An 18,438-nucleotide genomic window follows, 5' to 3' on the forward strand; every position below is an offset into this window, starting at 1 on the left:
CAAGGATTGGCGGCGGGTGGCAACCCGCTACGACAGATGCCCGAAAGTCTTCCTGTCCGCCATCGCCCTTGCCGCTCTCGTCATATACTGGTTATGAGTCCTGACCCTAGCATTTGGTATCCATTTTTCAGTTTCAGGCCCGGGTGCCAATGTGTGTGTGGTCATAATGCTGAATTTTCTTGAACCCGCCACCTCGGTTGCTTGAGAATGGCCGACAAGCACCTCAACCTGCCGTGTGATTGGGGCTTGCGCGGCCCCACTCGGGCCACAGTCCCCTCACACCGTGACAATTTCTTCCGGCTTATGTCTCCCCGTCGCCTTTCCGATTCTCCGTTTTCCTAAACATAACGGCGGATCTCTTCTTTGGGGGAGGGGCACCGGTACCTGATATTTTACAACACGCGGAGACCGCATTCATCGTTGGAAATGCAGACACCCGATCAGGCATATCTCAACCCGTCGTCACCAATCGCGGCGGCATAACCGAGCGGAAAACCAACCTACGAAACGGTTCAAACAAACCGAACCACCTCTCTGCACAAGCATCTTTCGCGGCGGGGATCCTGATCGAATGCCGGTTTCGGCATCAATCATTGGTCCGAGCAGAACAACTCGTACACCGTTTCGATCATCTTGCGCGGACGGTCGTCGGCCAGGCTATAGTAAATGGCTTTCCCCTCGCGGCGGGGAACCACCAGCCCCTCGAAGCGCAGACGCGCCAATTGCTGGGACACGGCGGCTTGTCGTGCGGACAGCAGTTCTTCGAGTTCGGTCACGGATTTCTCGCCCGAGGCCAAATGGCACAGGATCATCAGCCGCCCTTCGTGGCTTATGGCTTTCAGAAAACTCGCCGCACGGGCCGCGTTTTCTGCCATGCGGTCCATTTCTTCGTTGGACATGTCCGAAGAAAGCTTGGGAAGCGTCATCCTGTTTGACCTTTTTGACTGTAACTCGACGAGGGCGGCGTGCCCAAGGCTCCATGGGTATTGCTGGCGGTCCTTTACACTTAGTAATCGGGAATTTCCACAAGAACGCTTCGCAATCTTGTAATGCGAGCACAAGCAGCCTGGGCAGTACGGCCTGTTGCGCGGATTGCAGAGGATGGCATACGGGCAACGTAGATTGGCGGTCATGTCCGCATCGCGAACTCTGGCGCGGCTGACCCCTTGCAGCCCCTCGGCGCCGACACTAAGACTCGTGTAACGTCTTTCCGGGTATGGTCCCGGTCCATAGCAAATCAGGCAGGTTCCGAATGTTCGATCCAGTTGACACCTACATGAACACGCTCGTCCCGATGGTCGTCGAGCAGACCAGCCGCGGAGAGCGTGCCTATGACATCTTCTCGCGCCTTCTGAAGGAGCGGATCGTGTTCGTCAACGGCCCGATCCACGACGGGATGAGTCATCTGATCGTCGCGCAGCTGCTGCACCTCGAGGCCGAGAATCCGAACAAGGAAATCTCGATCTACATCAACTCGCCCGGTGGCGTGGTGACCAGCGGGTTGGCCATCTACGACACAATGCAGTACATCAAGCCGAAATGTTCGACCCTGGTGATCGGCCAGGCAGCCTCGATGGGGTCGGTTCTGCTGGCCGGGGGCGAGAAGGGGATGCGTTTTGCGCTGCCCAACAGCCGCATCATGGTGCACCAGCCCAGCGGCGGCTATCAGGGTCAGGCCAGCGACATCATGATTCACGCGGCCGAGACGCAAAAGCTGAAGGATCGCCTTTACGATATCTATGCCAAGCATACCGGACAGTCGAAAAAGACCATTGAAAAGGCGCTGGATCGTGACAATTTCATGAGCCCGGAAGAGGCCAAGGAATGGGGCCACATCGATGAAATCGTCGAAAGCCGGACGAAGGCCGAGCCCGACGAAGCGTGATGCGGAAACTCCGCACCCACAGGTGCGGGGTACGATTTTGAGATTGTAGCTGCCTTGGCGCTGGCCTAAGCTTGGACCAAGGTGGCAAGCGCGGTCCGCACGGGGCCGCAGGGATGAAGCCCGAAAGGTAGACCATGGCGACGAATTCAGGCGGTGACAGCAAGAACACGCTCTATTGCAGCTTCTGCGGCAAGAGCCAGCACGAGGTGCGCAAGCTGATTGCTGGTCCGACCGTATTCATCTGCGATGAATGCGTCGAACTGTGCATGGACATCATTCGCGAGGAAACCAAGGCCAGCGGGCTGAAATCCACCGACGGCGTTCCGACGCCCAAAGATATCTGCGAGGTTCTGGACGATTATGTCATCGGCCAGGCGCGGGCCAAGCGCGTGCTGTCGGTAGCGGTGCACAACCACTACAAACGCCTGAACCACGCGCAGAAGGCCGGCAGTGACATCGAACTGGCCAAGTCGAACATCCTGCTGATCGGCCCGACGGGCTGCGGTAAGACCCTTCTGGCGCAGACTCTGGCGCGGATTCTGGACGTTCCGTTTACCATGGCCGACGCGACCACGCTGACCGAGGCCGGTTACGTGGGCGAGGATGTCGAGAACATCATCCTCAAACTGCTGCAAGCCAGCGAATACAATGTCGAACGCGCGCAGCGCGGCATCGTCTATATCGACGAGGTCGACAAGATCACCCGCAAGTCGGAAAACCCCTCGATCACCCGAGACGTTTCGGGCGAGGGCGTGCAGCAAGCGCTGCTGAAACTGATGGAAGGCACCGTGGCCAGCGTGCCGCCGCAGGGCGGCCGCAAGCACCCGCAGCAGGAATTCCTGCAGGTGGACACCACCAATATCCTGTTCATCTGCGGCGGCGCATTCGCGGGCCTCGACAAGATCATCGCGCAGCGTGGCAAGGGTTCGGCCATGGGCTTTGGCGCCGATGTGCGCGACAATGACGAACGCGGCGTGGGCGAGATCTTCCAAGATCTGGAACCCGAGGATCTGCTGAAATTCGGTCTGATCCCGGAATTCGTCGGCCGTTTGCCGGTTCTGGCCACGCTCGAGGATCTGGACGAGGACGCTCTGGTCACTATCCTGACCAAGCCCAAGAACGCGCTGGTCAAGCAGTATCAGCGCCTGTTCGAGCTGGAAAACGTCGAGCTGGACTTTACCGAGGACGCGCTGAAGGCAATCGCCAAGAAGGCGATCGAGCGCAAGACGGGTGCGCGCGGTTTGCGCTCGATTCTGGAAGACATCCTGCTGGACACGATGTTCGAACTGCCGGGCATGAAGAACGTGACCAAGGTGGTCGTGAACGAAGAGGCGGTGACCTCGGACGCGCAGCCGCTGATCATCTATGCCGACGCCGAGCCGGAAACGGTATCGGCAGGCTGATCCACGTGAAATTGGAAAACCTGCGGCGCGGCATTGTCCGCGCCGTTTTCGTATGAGGGCAAAATGACGATTCGGCGAATTTCCTCGGGGGGCGAGTTCGAGGCGAAGGTCGGCTATTGCCGGGCCGTGGTCGCCGGCGGCTGGGTGCATGTGGCGGGTACCGTGGGGCAGGGCGATGACGTTGTCGATCAATGCCGCTCGGCCTTGGAGATCATTGGCAACGCGCTGTCCGAGGCCGGGGCATCATTTGCCGATGCGGTCCGCGTGACCTACATGCTGCCCGACCGCACCGAGTTCGCGCCTTGCTGGCCCATTCTTGCCGACGCCTTCGGGCCAAACCCGCCGGCGGCCACGATGATCGAATGTGGCCTGATCGACCCGAAATACCGGATCGAAATCGAGGTGACGGCCTTGCTGCCGACATGATGGGTGCGGTCTTTGTGGCACTGGACCTCTGCGTGGGTTTGGTCCATATCTGCGGGGACAGAAATGCCGGAGGCAGCCGATGGGAATCCTGAACACTCTATTGCGGGCCGTGACCTGGTGGAACGGAGCAACCCTGAACACGCAGATCTACACCGCGCGCAAGGGGATCAAGGTGGGCGAGGACGATCAGGGCAACGTGTTCTATCGCAATGCCGATGACAGCCAGCGCTGGGTGATCTTCAACGGTGAGGCCGAAGCCAGCCGAATCGATCCGGAATGGCATGGCTGGCTGCACCGGACATGGGACGAGCCGCCCACCGAAAAACCGCTGCGCCACAAGTCGTGGGAGAAACCGCATCAGGAAAACCTGACAGGCACGCCGATGGCCTATGTGCCGGCCGGATCCCTGCGCCGCCCCGAACCGGTGGAGCGCAAGGATTACGAGGCATGGCGCCCGGAATAAGCGAGGCATAGATGTCGACCCACAACATGACCGAAGTTCTGGTCGGCGGCGTCGTGCTGGCCTTCGCCATCGGCTTTGGCGTTTATGCCAGCCAGTCGACCGGCTGGTCTCAGGATACCTCTGGCTATGAACTGGGCGCCTCGTTCCGGTCGCTAGAAGGGGTTGGCGTGGGCACCGATGTACGGCTGGCCGGGGTCAAGATCGGTACGGTCACGAACGTCAAGCTGAACGCGGAAACCTACCGCGCCGATACCACCATCTCGGTGGCTGATGACATTCAGATCCCCGATGACAGCGCCATCGTGATCTCGTCCGAGGGCCTTCTGGGTGGCAACTTCGTCGAAGTCATGCCCGGTGGTTCGCCGTTCTATTTCGAGCCCGGCGATCAGATCGAGGACACGCAGGGCGCGGTCAGTCTGATCTCGTTGCTGGTCAAGTTCGTGGCCGGGGACAGCGCCGAATGATGATGCGTGCGGCCCTGTTTGTGCTGCTGGCGGCCGGCGCGGCCCAGGCACAGCAGAAGGTCACCTCGGGGGCCGGGGCTCTGCTGCGTGGGCTGGACAAGGTCAATGGCCAGACTGTCGACGTGCAGATGAAACCCGGCGAGACGGCCTCGATCTTCGGGCTGGATGTGGCGCTGGGGGATTGCCGGTATCCGACCGAGAACCCGACCGGCGACGCCTTTGCCTTTCTGACGATCTGGGAAAAGGGCGAGGCCGAACAGCTGTTCGATGGCTGGATGATCGCGACGTCGCCCGCGCTGAACGCCTTGGACCATTCCCGTTACGACGTCTGGGTGATCCGCTGTATCACGCCCTGAGGCGTTTGTGACAGCGGTGCGGTGAAATCAGCGCTGCCGGCGGTGGCCTGATCCAGAAGCCTGCGATATTCGTGCCGGGGAACCTCAATCGCCCCCAATGACGCCAGGTGCGCGGTCAGGAATTGCGTGTCGAACAGCTGAAACCCTGTCTGGCGCAGTCGGTCGACCAGATAGGCCAGTGCGATTTTTGATGCGTCCCTGCGGCGTGAGAACATGCTTTCCCCGAAGAAGGCCGCCCCCAGCGTCACACCGAAAACACCGCCGACCAAAGTGTCGCCCTCCCACAATTCCAGTGAATGGGCGTGGCCCGTCTCGTGCAGCTGCGCATACAGGCGGCGGAGTTGGCCGTTGATCCAGGTGTCGGCCCGGTCGGCGCAGCCGTCCACGACGGCCTGGAAATCGCGGTTGACGGTGACGGAGAACCCACAGTTGCGGATGCGTCGACGCAGGCTGCGCGAAATATGGAACCCGTCCAGAGGGAACACGCCGCGCAGCCGAGGATCGACCCAGAAAAGCTCCGGATCGTTTCGATGCTCGGCCATCGGGAAGATGCCGACGGAATAGCAATGCAGCAGAAGGTCGGGCGTCAGGCTCATGCGGAGCCCAAGTGAAAGGCGCCCGGAGAGCGTTTCTCCGGGCGGCCTGAATTACTGGGACATGTTCTCCGCAAGCCAGTGCTCCAGCCAGTGGATGTTGTAGTCGCCGCTGTGGATGTCGGGCTCTTGCAGCAGGGCGCGGAACAGCGGAATGGTGGTGTCGATGCCGTCCACGATCAGTTCGCCCAGGGCCCGGTTCAGGCGCGCCAGGGCTTCGGGGCGGTCGCGGCCGTGCACGATCAGCTTGCCGATCAGAGAGTCGTAGTAGGGCGGGATCGAGTACCCGTCATACAGGGCTGAATCCATCCGCACACCCAAGCCGCCCGGCGCGTGGTAGGCCGTGATCTTGCCCGGGCAAGGCGAGAAGTTGGGCAGTTTTTCCGCGTTGATCCGCACCTCGATTGCATGGCCATTGATCTTGAGGTCGTCCTGACCGAAGGACATGGGCTCGCCCGCGGCTACAAGGATTTGCTCGCGCACCAGATCGACGCCGAAGATGGCCTCGGTCACGGGGTGTTCCACCTGCAGGCGGGTGTTCATCTCGATGAAATAGAACTCGCCGTTCTCATAGAGGAACTCGATCGTACCGGCGCCGATATAGTTGATCTTGGCAACTGCCTCGGCGCAGATCTTGCCGATGCGCGCGCGCTCCTCGGGGGTGATGCAGGGGCCTGGGGCCTCTTCGAACACCTTCTGGTGGCGCCGCTGCAGCGAGCAGTCGCGCTCGCCCAGATGGACCGCGTTGCCCTTGCCATCGCCAAAGACCTGGATCTCGATGTGGCGGGGCGTCGTCAGGTATTTCTCGATATAGACCTCGTCATTGCCGAAGGCAGCCTTGCCCTCGGCCCGTGCGGTCATGAACGCGCTTTCCATCTCGTCGGCGGTCTGGGCAACCTTCATGCCGCGCCCGCCGCCGCCGGCGGTGGCCTTGATGATGACCGGATAGCCGATTTCTTCACCGATCCGCTTGGCCGTGGCCAGATCGGGCACACCTCCGTCCGAGCCGGGCACGCAAGGCACGCCCAGTTCCTTCATCGTATCCTTAGCGGTGATCTTGTCGCCCATGATGCGGATGTGTTCCGCAGTGGGGCCAATGAAGGTGATGCCGTGGTCTTCGACGATCTGCACGAAATCGGCGTTTTCAGACAGGAAGCCATAGCCGGGATGGATCGCCTGCGCGCCGGTGATCTCGCACGCCGAGATGATGGCGGGAATGGATAGATAGCTTTGCGGGCTGGGTGCCGGGCCGATGCAGACGGATTCGTCGGCCATGCGCACATGCATGGCGTCGCTGTCGGCGGTCGAATGCACCGCGACCGTCGCAATCCCCATCTCGCGCGCGGCACGGATCACACGCAGGGCGATCTCGCCTCGGTTGGCAATCAGGATCTTGTCGAACATGGGCCCGCCTTACTCGATGATGACCAGAGGTGTGCCGAACTCCACCGCGTCGCCGTCGGCGACCAAAATGCGTTTGACGGTGCCCGACTTGGGGGCGTGGATGTGGTTCATAGTCTTCATCGCCTCGACGATCAGCAGCGTGTCGCCTTCGGAAACCGATGCGCCCACGGTCACGAACGGGGCCGCGCCCGGCTCGGGCTGCATGTAGACGGTGCCGACCATGGGCGAGGTGACGGCACCGGGGTGGCTGGCCGGATCGTCGGCCGGAGCGGCGGCCTCGGCCGGGGCGGCGGCCGGTGCCGCCGGAGCAGCGGGCGCCGCCGGGGCAGCGGCCGGTACCGCCACCTGAACCGGTGCCGCGGGCGCCGGAGCGACACGGCTGACGCGCACGTTCAGGCTGTCTTCCTCGCCATATTCCCGTTTGACCTGCAGTTCCGTCAGATCGTTTTCGCGCAGCAATTCAGCCAATGCCTTGATGAACGCCACATCCGCTTCGTGTCTGGTATCTGTCATGAGTGTCCTCGAAGGTTCCCCTATGGCCCGTCTGTCTGCGCGGGCTTTGCTCAATTACGCTGCGTTATAGGGCAACGCGACGGCCATGAAAAGCGCAGTCTGGGCTGGGTTCGGCCATGAAACACCAGCACAGCGTCGGCTAAAGTGGCGTGCCCGATAGCTTGGCCACCAATTCAGGCAGCTTGCGGGCCCCGAACTTTTCCAGAAGCCGAGCGCGATAGGCCTCGATGGTGCGGTAGCTGAGCCCAAGTTCGGCGCCGATCTCCTTGGCCGACAGGCCGCGGCACGACAGGATGGCAACCTCGCGTTCGCGCTTGGTCAGCTCGACCAGCGGGCGCTCTTCGGAAATGTCGGAAAAGCTCCAGATTCCATGGCGAAACGGGTCGTCGGGCGTCAGCGAGCGCCCGCGTGCCCGGCACCAGAACAGGTCGCCATTGCGGCGACGCATCACCCGCTCATCGGAGTAATATCCCGTGTCGCGCATCACCTGCAGGCTGCGGGCGCCGATCCTCTCCCAATCGGCGACCGAAGGGTAGAGATGCAGCAACGGCATGTTCCGATAGTCGGTCTCCTCGCCGCCGAAGGTGCGGGCGAATTGCAGGTTGCAGCGCCGGATGATCCGGTTCTCAAGTTCGACCAGGCCGATGGGCGCATATTCGAATGCGGGATCGCTCATGCCGGTATGGTGGCGGGATTTTCGGCCGAATTGAAGGGGAGAGTTGCCCACGCGTCGCAAGACTTCGGCAGGAATTGAGTAAATCCTGTAAATCAGGTTTGAAAACACTCGCGTAACCCCTTTAAATCAAGGCAGGTATCAGCAAAACCTGTCTTGGAGCGGTGTGCTTGCCAGGCATCAGCTGAGGAGGAAGATCATTGTGAGAGATATGTTGACCGGAAGTCGTATCCGCGAGAGGCGCCAGATTTCCGGGCTGAAGCAGGCACAGCTGGCGCGCCAGGTGGGAATTTCGGCATCCTATCTAAACCTGATCGAACACAACCGGCGCAGAATCGGCGGTAAGCTTCTGGTCGACATCGCGGCGGCACTGTCGGTCGAGCCGTCGGTGCTGACCCAGGGGGTCGAGGCCACACTGATCGCGGCCCTGCGCGAAGCCGCTGCCGACGCGGTGGGGCAACGCGCCGAGATCGATTCGCTTGACGAATTTGCCGGACGGTTTCCGGGCTGGGCCGGTGTGCTGGCCCAGATGCACCGTCGTGTGGTGTCGCTTGAACGTACGGTCGAGACCCTGTCGGACCGGCTGACCCACGACCCGCATCTGGCGGGCTCGATGCACGAGGTCCTGTCGACGGCAGCTGCGATCCGCTCGACTGCCGCGATTCTGGCCGAACCCGGCGAACTGGACGCCGAGTGGCGCGACCGGTTCCATCGTAACCTGCACCAGGATGCCGAGCGCCTGGCGGAAAGCTCGAAGGCCCTAGTCGCCTATCTGGATCAAAGCGAAAGTCCCGGCGACCGGCGCGGATTGCCCATGGAGGAAGTCGAGGCCTTTTTGGACCAGCGCGGATTTCACCTGCCCGAGCTGGAGGGCGGTGAATACGGCGATGACATGGTGCAGCATGGTCTGCGGTCGGCGGCGGCCAAGTCGCTGGTCCGGCAGGTGCTGAAGCAATATGCGCAGGACGCGCGGGCCATGCCTTTGGGCCGGCTGCGCGAGGCCCTGCAAGCGGATGGGCTGGATCCGCTGACACTTGCCGCGCGGTTTTCGGTCGATCTGGCCACGGTGCTGCGGCGGCTGGCCTTCCTGCCCGAGGATGTATTGCCGCGACCGGCGGGATTGGCGGTGTGCGATTCGTCCGGCAGCATCATCCTGCTCAAGCATGTCCCCGGTTTCGCCATGCCCCGGCACGGCGATGCCTGCCCTTTATGGCCCGTGTTCTCTGCGTTGAACCGGCCCTTGGTGCCGGTTCACAGCCGTGTCACCCTTCTGGGCCGCAGCGCCGCCGAGTTCGAGTGTTTCGCCATCGCCTGGCCGCAGCCCGTTTCGGGGTTCGGACGCGAGCCGGTCTATCGCTCGGTGATGCTGGTGGTGCCGCCGGGCGACGACAAGACCCAGTCAGGGGCAGAGGTGCAGGTCGGGGCAAGCTGCCGGATCTGCCCCAAGACGGACTGCGCCGCCCGGCGAGAGCCATCGATTCTGAGTGAAGGTTTTTGACAGTTTCGCGACGCACCGCTTAATCTGCATGCGACCGTCCGCCAAACGTCGCGGCCGGTCTTGGGGAGGGAATACCAACATGAGCCGCAGGGTTCTTTTGATCGAGGATGAGCCGAACATCACCGAGGCCATCCGGTTTCTGCTGACCCGCGAAGGGTGGGTGGTGGAAACCCATGCCGAAGGTGGGAACGCGGTCGAGACGATTCTGGCTGCGCGGCCCGATCTGGTCATATTGGACGTGATGCTGCCCGGCAAAAGCGGCATGGACGTGCTGCGCGAACTGCGCGAGCACGCCGACATGAAGGCGCTGCCGGTCCTGATGCTGACCGCCCGCGGACAATCGCGCGACCGCGAGATGGCCGAGAAGGCCGGGGTCAGCCGGTTCATGACCAAACCGTTTTCGAATGTCGAAGTGCTGACCGCCGTACGAGACCTGTACGCACAGGCGTCGCGGTCATGAGCGCGCCCGGCCCCGAGCGGCCGACAGCAGAGGGGCCGCGCCCGTCGGTCTTTTTGGAGCGCCAAAGCTATCGCCGCCGCCGGTTGGCGGATGCGGCGCGAATGCTGCCCTTTCTGGGCGCTGCTCTGGTCGTGATCCCGTTGTTGTGGCCGCGCGCCGATGTCGAGGGGCAGGGGATGCCCCTGTCGTCCGCCATGCTGTACATCTTCATCAGCTGGGCCGGGATGATCGCGGTCAGTTTCCTGTTCGGTCTGGCGGCGCGGCGCATGGCTGCGCGTGAAGACGCCAGTTCTGAGGGTGCCCCATGGCGACCATGAACATTCTGATCCTGGTCTGTCTGGGCTATGTGGTGCTGCTATTCGGCGTCGCCTTCGCAGCCGACCGGATGGCCGCGGCCGGACGCGGCCGCTGGCTGCGCTCGCCCTTGATCTACACCCTGTCGCTGTCGATCTACTGCACGGCTTGGACGTTCTATGGCGCCGTGGGCAGCGCGGCCCGGTCGGGTTTGGAATTCGTCACGATCTATCTTGGTCCGACCCTGGTGATGATCAGCTGGTGGTGGGGCCTGCGCAAACTTGTGCGGGTGGGGCGCAGTCAGCGGGTGACCTCGATCGCCGACCTGATCTCGTCGCGCTACGGCAAGTCGAACACGCTGGCGATCTGCGTCACGATCCTAGCCGTGCTGGGGGGCACCCCGTATATCGCGCTTCAGTTGCAGTCGATCACGTTGTCCTTCTCGATCTTCGCCGAGGCTGACCCGTCGGGCCTATACCGCGAAGGGGCCAGCGTGTTCTGGGTGGCGGCCGGGCTGGCGGTGTTTGCAATTTTGTTCGGCACCCGCAACCTCGATGCGAACGAACGACATCACGGCGTGGTCACGGCCATTGCGTTGGAATCGGTGGTCAAACTGTTTGCGCTGCTGGCGGTGGGCATCTTCGTCGTCTGGGGCATTGCCGGCGGAGTGACTCCGATGATGGAGCGGATTGACGCCTCGGAGATCGGGCGCTGGAATGTGGATGCGGGGCGGTGGATGACGATCACCTTCCTGTCGGCTGCGGCCTTCGTCTGCCTGCCGCGCATGTTCCAGGTGATGGTTGTCGAAAACGACGACGAGGCGCATCTGCGTACGGCCGCCTGGGCCTTTCCGTTGTACCTGCTGTTGATGAGCCTGTTCGTGGTTCCCATCGCCGTTGTCGGGCTGGATCTGCTGCCGGCCGGGTCAAACCCCGATCTGTTCGTGCTGACCGTACCCCTGTCGCAGGGCAATGACTGGCTGGCGATGCTGTCCTTCATCGGCGGGTTTTCCTCGGCCACGTCAATGGTGATCGTCACCGCCATGGCGCTGTCGACGATGGTGTCGAACCATGTGGTCATGCCGATCTGGCTGAATACGCGCGAGCGGCGCAGCTCGATTTCAGGCGATGTGCGCAACGTGGTTCTGATGGCGCGGCGGATTTCGATCGCCGCGATCATGGCGTTGGGCTTTTTCTACTATCGTCTGTCCGGCGGCGGGGCGGCGCTGGCCTCGATCGGATTGGTGGCCTTTGCCGGGATCTCGCAGATCCTGCCCGCGCTGGTCGGTGGGCTGTTCTGGCGCGGCGCCACTCGAACAGGCGCGTTGGTCGGGCTGAGCGTGGGGTTCTGCCTGTGGGTCTACACGCTGCTGCTGCCGGGAATGGGCGGGGGCATCATGTCCGCGTCCGTTATCGAAAACGGCCCGTTCGGCATGGGCTGGCTGCGGCCGCAGGCCCTGTTTGGGTTGGAGGGTCTGGACCCGATGACCCATACGGTTCTGTGGTCGCTGTCGCTGAACGCGCTGGCGTTCTGCGTGGCTTCGCTGCTCAGCTTTCCCAGCCCTCTTGAACGCCTTCAGGGCGCGCAGTTCGTCAACGTATTCGACCACTCGGTGGCGCCCGGCGGTTGGACCGGATCGGTGGCGCAGAGCGAAGACCTGATGATCATGACCCAGCGGATACTTGGCGCAGCCCCCGCGCAGGAGTTCTTTCAGGCCGAAGCCGAACGCCAGGGCGTTCGCGGCCGCCTGCCCGAGCCTACGCCCGGCTTCCTCGAACGGCTCGAGCGCGAGCTGAGCGGGTCGGTCGGCGCGGCGACGGCCCACGCAATGATCGGGCAGATCGTGGGCGGGTCTTCGGTGTCGGTCGAGGACCTTCTGGCGGTGGCCGACGAATCGGCTCAGCTGCTGGAATACTCCAGCCAGCTCGAGGCGAAATCGGCCGAGCTCACCCGGACCGCCCGAAAGCTGCGGGAAGCGAATGAGAAGCTGACTCAGATTTCAATGCAGAAGGATGCCTTTCTGGGGCAGGTCAGCCACGAACTGCGCACGCCCATGACTTCGATCCGGGCGTTTTCCGAGATCATGCGCGATACCGACGGTCTGAGTGCGGATGAAACCCGCCACTACGCCACCATCATCCATGACGAGGCGCTGCGCCTGACCCGCCTGCTGGATGATCTGCTGGATCTCAGCGTGCTGGAAAACGGGCAGGTAAATCTGAACATGGGCGACGCCAGCCTGCGGACGGTTTTGGACCGCGCGGTGTCCACTGCTTTGGCTGGGGCCGAACGGCGGTTGAAAGTGCGTCGGTCACTGCCTTCCGAACGCGTTGCACTGCACACTGACCTGGACCGGCTGGGGCAGGTATTCATCAACCTGATCTCGAATGCGCAGAAATACTGCGACGCCGCCGAGCCGACGCTGACCATTTCCGCCCATGATGTGGGCGGGCAGCTCGTGATCGATTTTGTCGACAATGGCAGCGGCGTGCCGGCTGATGCGCAGTCCATGGTGTTTGAGAAGTTCGCGCGTGTGGGGTTCGACAAGGCCGGAGGCGCCGGGCTGGGCCTGGCGATCTGCCGCGAGATCATGCAGCGGCTGGGGGGCGAGATCGTCTATCTGCCGGGCCAGGGCGGAGCGGCGTTTCGGGTCAGCTTGCCGCTGGCACATCGGCAGGCGGCGCAATGACGTCAGTCTAAAGACATTGGTAACGGTCCGGGGTGTAGACCTGAGGGCGAAGTGTTTCAAAACGATGGAACGATGTGATGTCGAAATCGGTCAGCTCTGTGCTGGCGCGCAAATTGTCTGCGACTCAGCGTGGTACGATGGCGGCGTCCCGGGCCGTTCTGCGGGCTCTGCGTTTGGCGCTGGCGCGGTCCGCCGTCGAGGGTTTTCGCCTTGCGATTTCGGTGATCGGTGCAAAGCAGGCTGGCCGTAAGGCCGAAAACCTGACCGAAGGGCTAGATGAAAGCTGGCTGTTTCTGCTGGTCGCTGCCGGTGAGGAGCGCCTTGCAGCTGTTGCACTCGATCCGGGTTTGGTGTCGGCTGTGATCCAGCAACAGACGATTGGCGAGGTCTTGCCCGATCCGCCCGAGCCGCGCCCCTTCACCGACACCGACGCTGCAATCGTCGCGCCGCTGATCGACGGCATGTTCGCCCGCGCGACGGAATTGCTTGAGGATCCGCAGGATGTCGCGCTCCTGTCAGGGTATGAATACGTCTCACGCGCGGCGGATCTGAGGGCGGTTTCCCTAGCCTTGGTCCAGGAGGCATACGGCCGATATGAGCTGACCGTCGAACTGGGCCGAGGTGCCCGGCAGGGGATGGCCGTCATGCTGCTGCCCGATCCGTCGGACTGTCCAGGCCCTGACGATTCACGCAGCAATCCCGCCGAGAAGCTTCTGGCCGAGGCCGCGGGCATCATGCGGGCGGAACTGAACGCCGTGATCACCCGGTTGCAATTGCCCTTGGCGGAACTCTCCGGGTTGAGCGCCGGAGATGTGCTACCGCTGACGGGGGCCAGGCTGGGGCAAATCGATGTAGTGTCCATCGATCGGGCGCGTGTGGGCACTGGCCGATTGGGCCAATGCGGCGGCATGCGCGCGCTGCGTCTGACTGGCAAAACAGTGAGCCCGTCCGTTTCGGCCAAGGATGCCAGGGCATTTGTCGAGCATGCGGGGAACAGGTTCGGCCCTGACAAATCAGAGCCCCTGCAGGTGGACGAATCCGAGTCGGTACATGACGTTCTGGTCTCGGAAACGTCTGTGTCCAATCTGGACCGCGACGACCCGGATGCGATCGGAACGGATCAGCTGGCCGAGAAGATCTCGGAATTGTCGGGCTTGCCCGTGACCCGTTCGTCTTCTTGACGGGAAAGTCCGGCGATCAGGCGGTCGGGCGCATCTGTTCCAAGGCCGGGCGGAGCTGTTCAAGTTCATACCCGGCCTTGCGGGTGGCTTCGAGAATCTCGTCCACCGGCAGGCTGTCCGTCTGCCCAAGCGCCCAGACAACCGAGCACCGCGTACCTGATGCGCAATAGGCCAGAACCGGACCGGGGCCGCTTTCGATCAGCGTTTTCTGGTGTGAGACGTTGACCGGAGTCATCGTCTGATGAGTCAGTTCCAGCACCTCGAACTCCAGTCCGGCCTCGCGTATGGCGCGTCCGATCACGTCGGACTGCATGTGCGGCGGCACTTCGGCATTGGGCCTGTTGCAGATGACCTTTGCAAAACCCGCAGCCTTGATCGCAGGGATATCCTCGACCGTGATCTGCGGTGAAACTGAATAGCGGGGCGTGATTTGGCGAATTTCCATGCCGAAGCTTTAGGCTGCGTTTCCGGTTCTGTCCAGTTTTCACGGGTCGGTTAGGGTCAGACCGTTTTTGATGTCCGTCAAGGGCCGTTGCGTCATGATGGTGTAGTATCCATGGTATCATTTCTTGGTGAGGGGCTCGCGATGCGCAAAAACCTGCCAGAGGGCCGAGGCTTGGATGGCGGTTCGCAAAGCCCCTCCCCATATCAGGGATGCTGGCAACATGCGGGAGGATGCCGATGACTGCACATGATTTCTCTGCCGAGATCGCGAGGTTGGAAAGAAAATTGCGTGGGGCAAACCTGGAAACACGCCTGGCCCTTCAGCCGTCGGTAAGCAAGGTCATTGATCGCATGCGCGCGGAAGGCGTGCCCGTCCCGACTCGGCTGCGCCTGTTGGATGCCGCCTTGGCTGAGGACGCCCTTGAGGCGAAATTCGACAATCTGCCGATCTGAGAGGGCCTTCAGCCCAAGGAAATCCCCAGAATCACCAGCATCAGGCCGATGACGGATAGAAACAGCGCGCCCAAGTTCCAGGGGAGAACGCCTTGGACCGTTGCGCGTAGTTCGTCATCCGACAGGTTTGACCTGCGCGCCTTCATCACGCGAAGGATGCACCAGACCAAGCCTGCAAGCCCCGCGACGGACAGGCTTGCGCCGCCCCAGATGAAAAAGTCGAACATGGCTCGCCTCGTGTTTCATGCCGTGCAGTTGCGGATACCGGATCGTCCGGGGCGGCACAAGTCACGGCTTGGCTGGTCTCTTGCGACCGCTGCCGCCCCGATGTATCCGGCAGGGTGACCGTCACGCCGGAAACACCAATCACCACTTGGGAGAGACGCCAATGGAAGACATGACCGAAAACCAGGCCGCAGCGAACTATCGCGTCACCGCTGGCGAGTTGCGCCAGTTCATCGAGCGGTTCGAGCGTCTGGAGGCCGAAAAGAAAGACATCGCGGATCAGCAAAAGGAAGTGATGGCCGAGGCCAAGGCCCGCGGTTACGACACCAAGGTCATGCGTAAAGTCATCGCGCTGCGCAAGCGCGACAAGGACGATATCGCCGAGGAAGAGGCGGTGTTGGAAATGTACAAGGAAGCTTTGGGCATGTAGCCGCGGCGTGCCATGCCGGGCGGTGCGGGCCTCAGAGGCCCAGAACACGTATGCCCGGCATGGATTTAAGCCGCGCAAGGTCCTGTGCATACAGTTCCGTAAAGGCCTCGACGATGTCCGTATTCCACCCGGGCAGGTCCAGTTCTTCCTCAACCTCATGCGGCAGCGCGTGATCTTCGAACAAGGCGGAAAGATCGGCCAGCAGGGCCGGTCGTTCACCCGCGTTTTCCGGCCGGATCAGTTCTTCCAGCCTGTCGCGGCCTTCATTGTCCAACAGCGATGTCAGCAGCGCAAATTCGTTCTCGATCGGCGTTTCGCGTGGCAGGCCACAGATGGCACGGACGATATCTCCGAAAATCACCGGCAGATCTTCGTTGGCCCAAAGGGTGATGGCCACGTTCGGCGCGAGGTCGCGGATGTCCTCGATCATCGTCAGCCAACTCAGGCAACTGACATCGGTGTTTGCCAAGGTTTCGGCCCGATCCTCGGGCGGCAAGGCCATCAGGACCTTGGGGATGAAGCTTCCGGGGTTCCTCACGCCGACAAAAAGCTCAATCCCGGCCGGCGCAAAGGTTTGCTCGAGAAATGCCACGCGTTGACCGGCCAAGGGATAGAATTGCCCATCCCCCAAGGCCGTGGGAGTCTCTCCGATGAAGTCCGGGGATGTCAAAACGGTTCTTTGATACTCGATGTCGTCCGGTATCAAGCTGCGAAGTCGATCGACGGTTTCCGGCTCCACTTGGCCGTTGGTCAGGTCTTGCAAGGGCGACATGAACATCTGACGACAGCGTCGCGGTCCATACAGCACGACGCCGACATCGGTCAGAAGGTCGGAATTCGCGCGCAGGGCATGAAGCAGAAGGCCCTCGTCGGTGAAATCTGCGCCAGAATGAATGGCTAGATGCATTGCTGATGCGGTCCTGCGGTTTCCGGTCTTTGTTCATCGGGTACAGTCTGTTTGGGATGAGGTCAAACCTACAGGGCAATTCGAGACCGACCACGCGTCTTGCCGGATACGATCCGGCAAACAAGTTGGAGATTCAGGCTTGCAGTCTGTAACGCGAGGCGGTAACCGACATTCGGAGCCCCTATAGCTCAGCTGGTAGAGCAACTGATTTGTAATCAGTAGGTCCGCGGTTCGAGTCCGTGTGGGGGCACCACAGCATCCGCTAAGCCATTGTAAGACCTCAGCTTTATCTCAGGATGGAGCTACCGTAGAACATGGCGGAGAACAAAACTGCACCTCACTCATTTGTCAAAGATGGCGTCTTCTACTTCGTGAGACGAGTCCCGAAGGACCTGAAGCAACACTATACGTCGTCAAAAATCTCATACTCACTGAGAACCAGATCAGCATCAGTTGCAGCATCGCGGGCTACAAGAGCTGCACAACAGCTTGACGAATATTGGTATCACTTGAGGATCAAGGACAGCGAGCTACCTGGCAAACACATGCTTCGACTGGCGCAGAACGCCAATGCTGCTCCCATGTCGTTGACTGCATCTCCCAGTATGCCGGAGACGGTCAAGCTATCGGAGGCTGTGGCCATATACCTTAGGCTGAAGGGCCATGATCGTCCCGTCACTTTCCACCGCGCGGCAGAACGCTCTTGCGGTTATGTCATCGACGTTTGCGGTGACAAAGACATCACAAGCTACAGCAAGACGGATGCGAACGCCTTTCGTGACAGTCTGATCGAAAGAGGTCTTGCAGGGAGTAGCATCACACGCGTCTTCGGAACCGTTCGCTCTGTCATCAACTTTGCGGCAAATGAGGTTGGCGTAGACATGAGCAATCCTTTCGGGCGGGTCTACTATGATCGCAAAGCTGGAGTCGAGGACCGAGCGCCTCTCTCAGCCGAAGCCATTCGCACCATTCAAGCTGAGTGTCGTAGTCTTGACGATGATCTCCGTTGGCTCGTGGCGCTTGTCTCGGACACGGGAATGAGGTTGGCAGAAGCTGCGGGTCTGTTGAAGGCTGACCTGAAGATCGACGACCCAATCCCGCACGTGGTCATTCAGGAGCATCCTTGGCGACGCCTGAAGACAGCCGGAAGCTCGCGTAAGGTGCCGCTGGTAGGGGCATCACTCTGGGCTGCTCGTCGGGCTCTTGGGAGCAACGAGGACAGCTCCTACGCATTTCCCCGCTACAATAAATCTGGGAATACAAACGCGAACTCAGCCAGCGCAGCACTCAACAAATGGATCAAGACACAGACCGACGAGAAGGGGACGATGCACAGCTTCCGCCACTCAATGCGCGACCGTCTACGGGCTGTAGAATGTCCTGCAGACATCGTTGACCAAATTGGCGGCTGGCAAACCGAAGGTGTGGGCCACAGCTACGGTTCAGGTTACCCGCTTGAAGTTCTCGCCAAGTGGATGGCAAAAGCCGTATAACTGCAGCGCCATGTTCTACGGTAGCTCCATCCTGAGATAAAGCTGTTGTCTTACAATGGCTTAGCGGATTCTGTGGTGCCCCCACACGGCTGTTCAGGTCTCCCTACAGGCACCGCATCAGCCGAAAGCCTCAGCAAAAACAGGGGTATCAGCATCAGCGAATCCCCGTCAACAGGCACCGCGT

Annotated in this window: 22 protein-coding genes, 1 tRNA gene and 1 pseudogene; 16 read left to right on the forward strand and 8 right to left on the reverse strand. The window is 61.5% G+C overall.

All coding sequences use genetic code 11. From position 1 onward, the window contains the following. Window positions 1-97: pseudogene (locus AC2FME_RS17920) on the forward strand (IS5/IS1182 family transposase); the annotation flags it as partial. Between the two features lie 493 nt (window positions 98-590). Here AC2FME_RS17920 and AC2FME_RS17925 read toward each other — a convergent pair. Beyond that, window positions 591-926, reverse strand: a complete 336-nt coding sequence (locus AC2FME_RS17925; RefSeq protein WP_496678485.1) for an ArsR/SmtB family transcription factor — start codon at window positions 924-926, stop codon at window positions 591-593. 326 nt (window positions 927-1,252) lie between these two features. On the opposite strand from AC2FME_RS17925, the gene AC2FME_RS17930 reads away from it, so the two are divergent. From AC2FME_RS17930 to AC2FME_RS17955, 6 genes are all read left to right on the forward strand, one after another. Beyond that, window positions 1,253-1,885 carry an ATP-dependent Clp protease proteolytic subunit gene (locus AC2FME_RS17930; protein ID WP_496801167.1) on the forward strand — a complete coding sequence of 211 codons (633 nt, stop codon included), beginning with the start codon at window positions 1,253-1,255 and terminating at the stop codon, window positions 1,883-1,885. Between the two features lie 134 nt (window positions 1,886-2,019). Beyond that, window positions 2,020-3,288: an ATP-dependent Clp protease ATP-binding subunit ClpX gene (clpX, locus tag AC2FME_RS17935; protein ID WP_496678483.1), complete on the forward strand. Its 1,269-nt coding sequence runs from the start codon at window positions 2,020-2,022 to the stop codon at window positions 3,286-3,288. Between the two features lie 63 nt (window positions 3,289-3,351). After that, window positions 3,352-3,714, forward strand: coding sequence for a RidA family protein (locus AC2FME_RS17940; RefSeq protein ID WP_496801168.1), 363 nt, complete (start codon window positions 3,352-3,354; stop codon window positions 3,712-3,714). Between the two features lie 79 nt (window positions 3,715-3,793). Further along, window positions 3,794-4,177: an NADH:ubiquinone oxidoreductase subunit NDUFA12 gene (locus tag AC2FME_RS17945; RefSeq protein ID WP_496678479.1), complete on the forward strand. Its 384-nt coding sequence runs from the start codon at window positions 3,794-3,796 to the stop codon at window positions 4,175-4,177. An 11-nt stretch (window positions 4,178-4,188) separates the two neighbouring features. Then, window positions 4,189-4,641 carry an outer membrane lipid asymmetry maintenance protein MlaD gene (gene mlaD / locus AC2FME_RS17950; RefSeq protein ID WP_496678477.1) on the forward strand — a complete coding sequence of 151 codons (453 nt, stop codon included), beginning with the start codon at window positions 4,189-4,191 and terminating at the stop codon, window positions 4,639-4,641. Beyond that, window positions 4,638-4,997 carry a DUF2155 domain-containing protein gene (locus AC2FME_RS17955; protein WP_149777006.1) on the forward strand — a complete coding sequence of 120 codons (360 nt, stop codon included), beginning with the start codon at window positions 4,638-4,640 and terminating at the stop codon, window positions 4,995-4,997. The genes mlaD and AC2FME_RS17955 overlap by 4 nt, the downstream gene beginning before the upstream one ends. On the opposite strand, the gene aat is transcribed toward AC2FME_RS17955, so the two are convergent. The 4 genes from aat to AC2FME_RS17975 all read right to left on the reverse strand — a co-directional run bounded on the left by aat (window position 4,961) and on the right by AC2FME_RS17975 (window position 8,183). Next, on the reverse strand, window positions 4,961-5,593 hold the full coding sequence (gene aat, locus AC2FME_RS17960; RefSeq protein WP_496801169.1) for a leucyl/phenylalanyl-tRNA--protein transferase: 633 nt from the start codon (window positions 5,591-5,593) through the stop codon (window positions 4,961-4,963). The genes AC2FME_RS17955 and aat overlap by 37 nt on opposite strands. Before the next feature lie 51 nt (window positions 5,594-5,644). Beyond that, on the reverse strand, window positions 5,645-6,994 hold the full coding sequence (gene accC / locus AC2FME_RS17965) for an acetyl-CoA carboxylase biotin carboxylase subunit (protein WP_496678473.1): 1,350 nt from the start codon (window positions 6,992-6,994) through the stop codon (window positions 5,645-5,647). Between the two features lie 9 nt (window positions 6,995-7,003). After that, window positions 7,004-7,507, reverse strand: coding sequence for an acetyl-CoA carboxylase biotin carboxyl carrier protein (gene accB / locus AC2FME_RS17970; RefSeq protein ID WP_490361562.1), 504 nt, complete (start codon window positions 7,505-7,507; stop codon window positions 7,004-7,006). A 139-nt stretch (window positions 7,508-7,646) separates the two neighbouring features. Further along, window positions 7,647-8,183, reverse strand: coding sequence for a LuxR C-terminal-related transcriptional regulator (locus AC2FME_RS17975; RefSeq protein ID WP_149777010.1), 537 nt, complete (start codon window positions 8,181-8,183; stop codon window positions 7,647-7,649). Window positions 8,184-8,379: 196 nt separating this feature from the next. On the opposite strand from AC2FME_RS17975, the gene AC2FME_RS17980 reads away from it, so the two are divergent. The 5 genes from AC2FME_RS17980 to AC2FME_RS18000 all read left to right on the forward strand — a co-directional run bounded on the left by AC2FME_RS17980 (window position 8,380) and on the right by AC2FME_RS18000 (window position 14,302). After that, on the forward strand, window positions 8,380-9,678 hold the full coding sequence (locus tag AC2FME_RS17980; RefSeq protein WP_496687415.1) for a short-chain fatty acyl-CoA regulator family protein: 1,299 nt from the start codon (window positions 8,380-8,382) through the stop codon (window positions 9,676-9,678). A gap of 79 nt (window positions 9,679-9,757) precedes the next feature. Then, the gene (locus AC2FME_RS17985; RefSeq protein WP_496678470.1) at window positions 9,758-10,138 is read left to right on the forward strand and encodes a response regulator transcription factor; all 381 of its coding nucleotides are present in this window, start codon (window positions 9,758-9,760) and stop codon (window positions 10,136-10,138) included. Further along, complete coding sequence (locus tag AC2FME_RS17990) at window positions 10,135-10,455, forward strand: hypothetical protein (RefSeq protein WP_496678468.1); 321 nt, start codon at window positions 10,135-10,137, stop codon at window positions 10,453-10,455. The genes AC2FME_RS17985 and AC2FME_RS17990 overlap by 4 nt, the downstream gene beginning before the upstream one ends. Beyond that, a complete protein-coding gene (locus AC2FME_RS17995; RefSeq protein ID WP_496678466.1) occupies window positions 10,443-13,121 on the forward strand; it encodes an ATP-binding protein in 2,679 nt (892 codons plus the stop codon). The genes AC2FME_RS17990 and AC2FME_RS17995 overlap by 13 nt, the downstream gene beginning before the upstream one ends. Window positions 13,122-13,198: 77 nt before the next feature. Next, entirely contained in the window at window positions 13,199-14,302 is a 1,104-nt protein-coding gene (locus AC2FME_RS18000) for a flagellar motor switch protein FliM (RefSeq protein WP_496801170.1), read from the forward strand. A 16-nt stretch (window positions 14,303-14,318) separates the two neighbouring features. Here AC2FME_RS18000 and AC2FME_RS18005 read toward each other — a convergent pair whose 3' ends face one another. Then, window positions 14,319-14,747, reverse strand: a complete 429-nt coding sequence (locus AC2FME_RS18005) for a protein tyrosine phosphatase family protein (RefSeq protein WP_496678463.1) — start codon at window positions 14,745-14,747, stop codon at window positions 14,319-14,321. A 236-nt stretch (window positions 14,748-14,983) separates the two neighbouring features. Between AC2FME_RS18005 and AC2FME_RS18010 the strand changes: the two genes are divergently transcribed. Then, a complete protein-coding gene (locus AC2FME_RS18010) occupies window positions 14,984-15,199 on the forward strand; it encodes a hypothetical protein (RefSeq protein ID WP_496678461.1) in 216 nt (71 codons plus the stop codon). An 8-nt stretch (window positions 15,200-15,207) separates the two neighbouring features. On the opposite strand, the gene AC2FME_RS18015 is transcribed toward AC2FME_RS18010, so the two are convergent. Further along, on the reverse strand, window positions 15,208-15,426 hold the full coding sequence (locus tag AC2FME_RS18015) for a hypothetical protein (RefSeq protein WP_490362563.1): 219 nt from the start codon (window positions 15,424-15,426) through the stop codon (window positions 15,208-15,210). 161 nt (window positions 15,427-15,587) lie between these two features. On the opposite strand from AC2FME_RS18015, the gene AC2FME_RS18020 reads away from it, so the two are divergent. Further along, window positions 15,588-15,854, forward strand: coding sequence for a DUF2312 domain-containing protein (locus AC2FME_RS18020; protein ID WP_149777019.1), 267 nt, complete (start codon window positions 15,588-15,590; stop codon window positions 15,852-15,854). A gap of 31 nt (window positions 15,855-15,885) precedes the next feature. On the opposite strand, the gene AC2FME_RS18025 is transcribed toward AC2FME_RS18020, so the two are convergent. After that, the gene (locus AC2FME_RS18025; protein WP_496801171.1) at window positions 15,886-16,761 is read right to left on the reverse strand and encodes a hypothetical protein; all 876 of its coding nucleotides are present in this window, start codon (window positions 16,759-16,761) and stop codon (window positions 15,886-15,888) included. A gap of 177 nt (window positions 16,762-16,938) precedes the next feature. On the opposite strand from AC2FME_RS18025, the gene AC2FME_RS18030 reads away from it, so the two are divergent. Both AC2FME_RS18030 and AC2FME_RS18035 read left to right on the forward strand, forming a co-directional pair. Next, window positions 16,939-17,014: transfer RNA gene (locus AC2FME_RS18030), tRNA-Thr, on the forward strand. Window positions 17,015-17,075: 61 nt separating this feature from the next. Then, window positions 17,076-18,254 (forward strand): DUF6538 domain-containing protein, encoded by a 1,179-nt coding sequence (locus AC2FME_RS18035; RefSeq protein WP_496801172.1) that lies wholly within the window; start codon window positions 17,076-17,078, stop codon window positions 18,252-18,254. Window positions 18,255-18,438: the final 184 nt, after the last annotated feature.

Source organism: Ruegeria sp. BHSC026, from assembly GCF_059613065.1.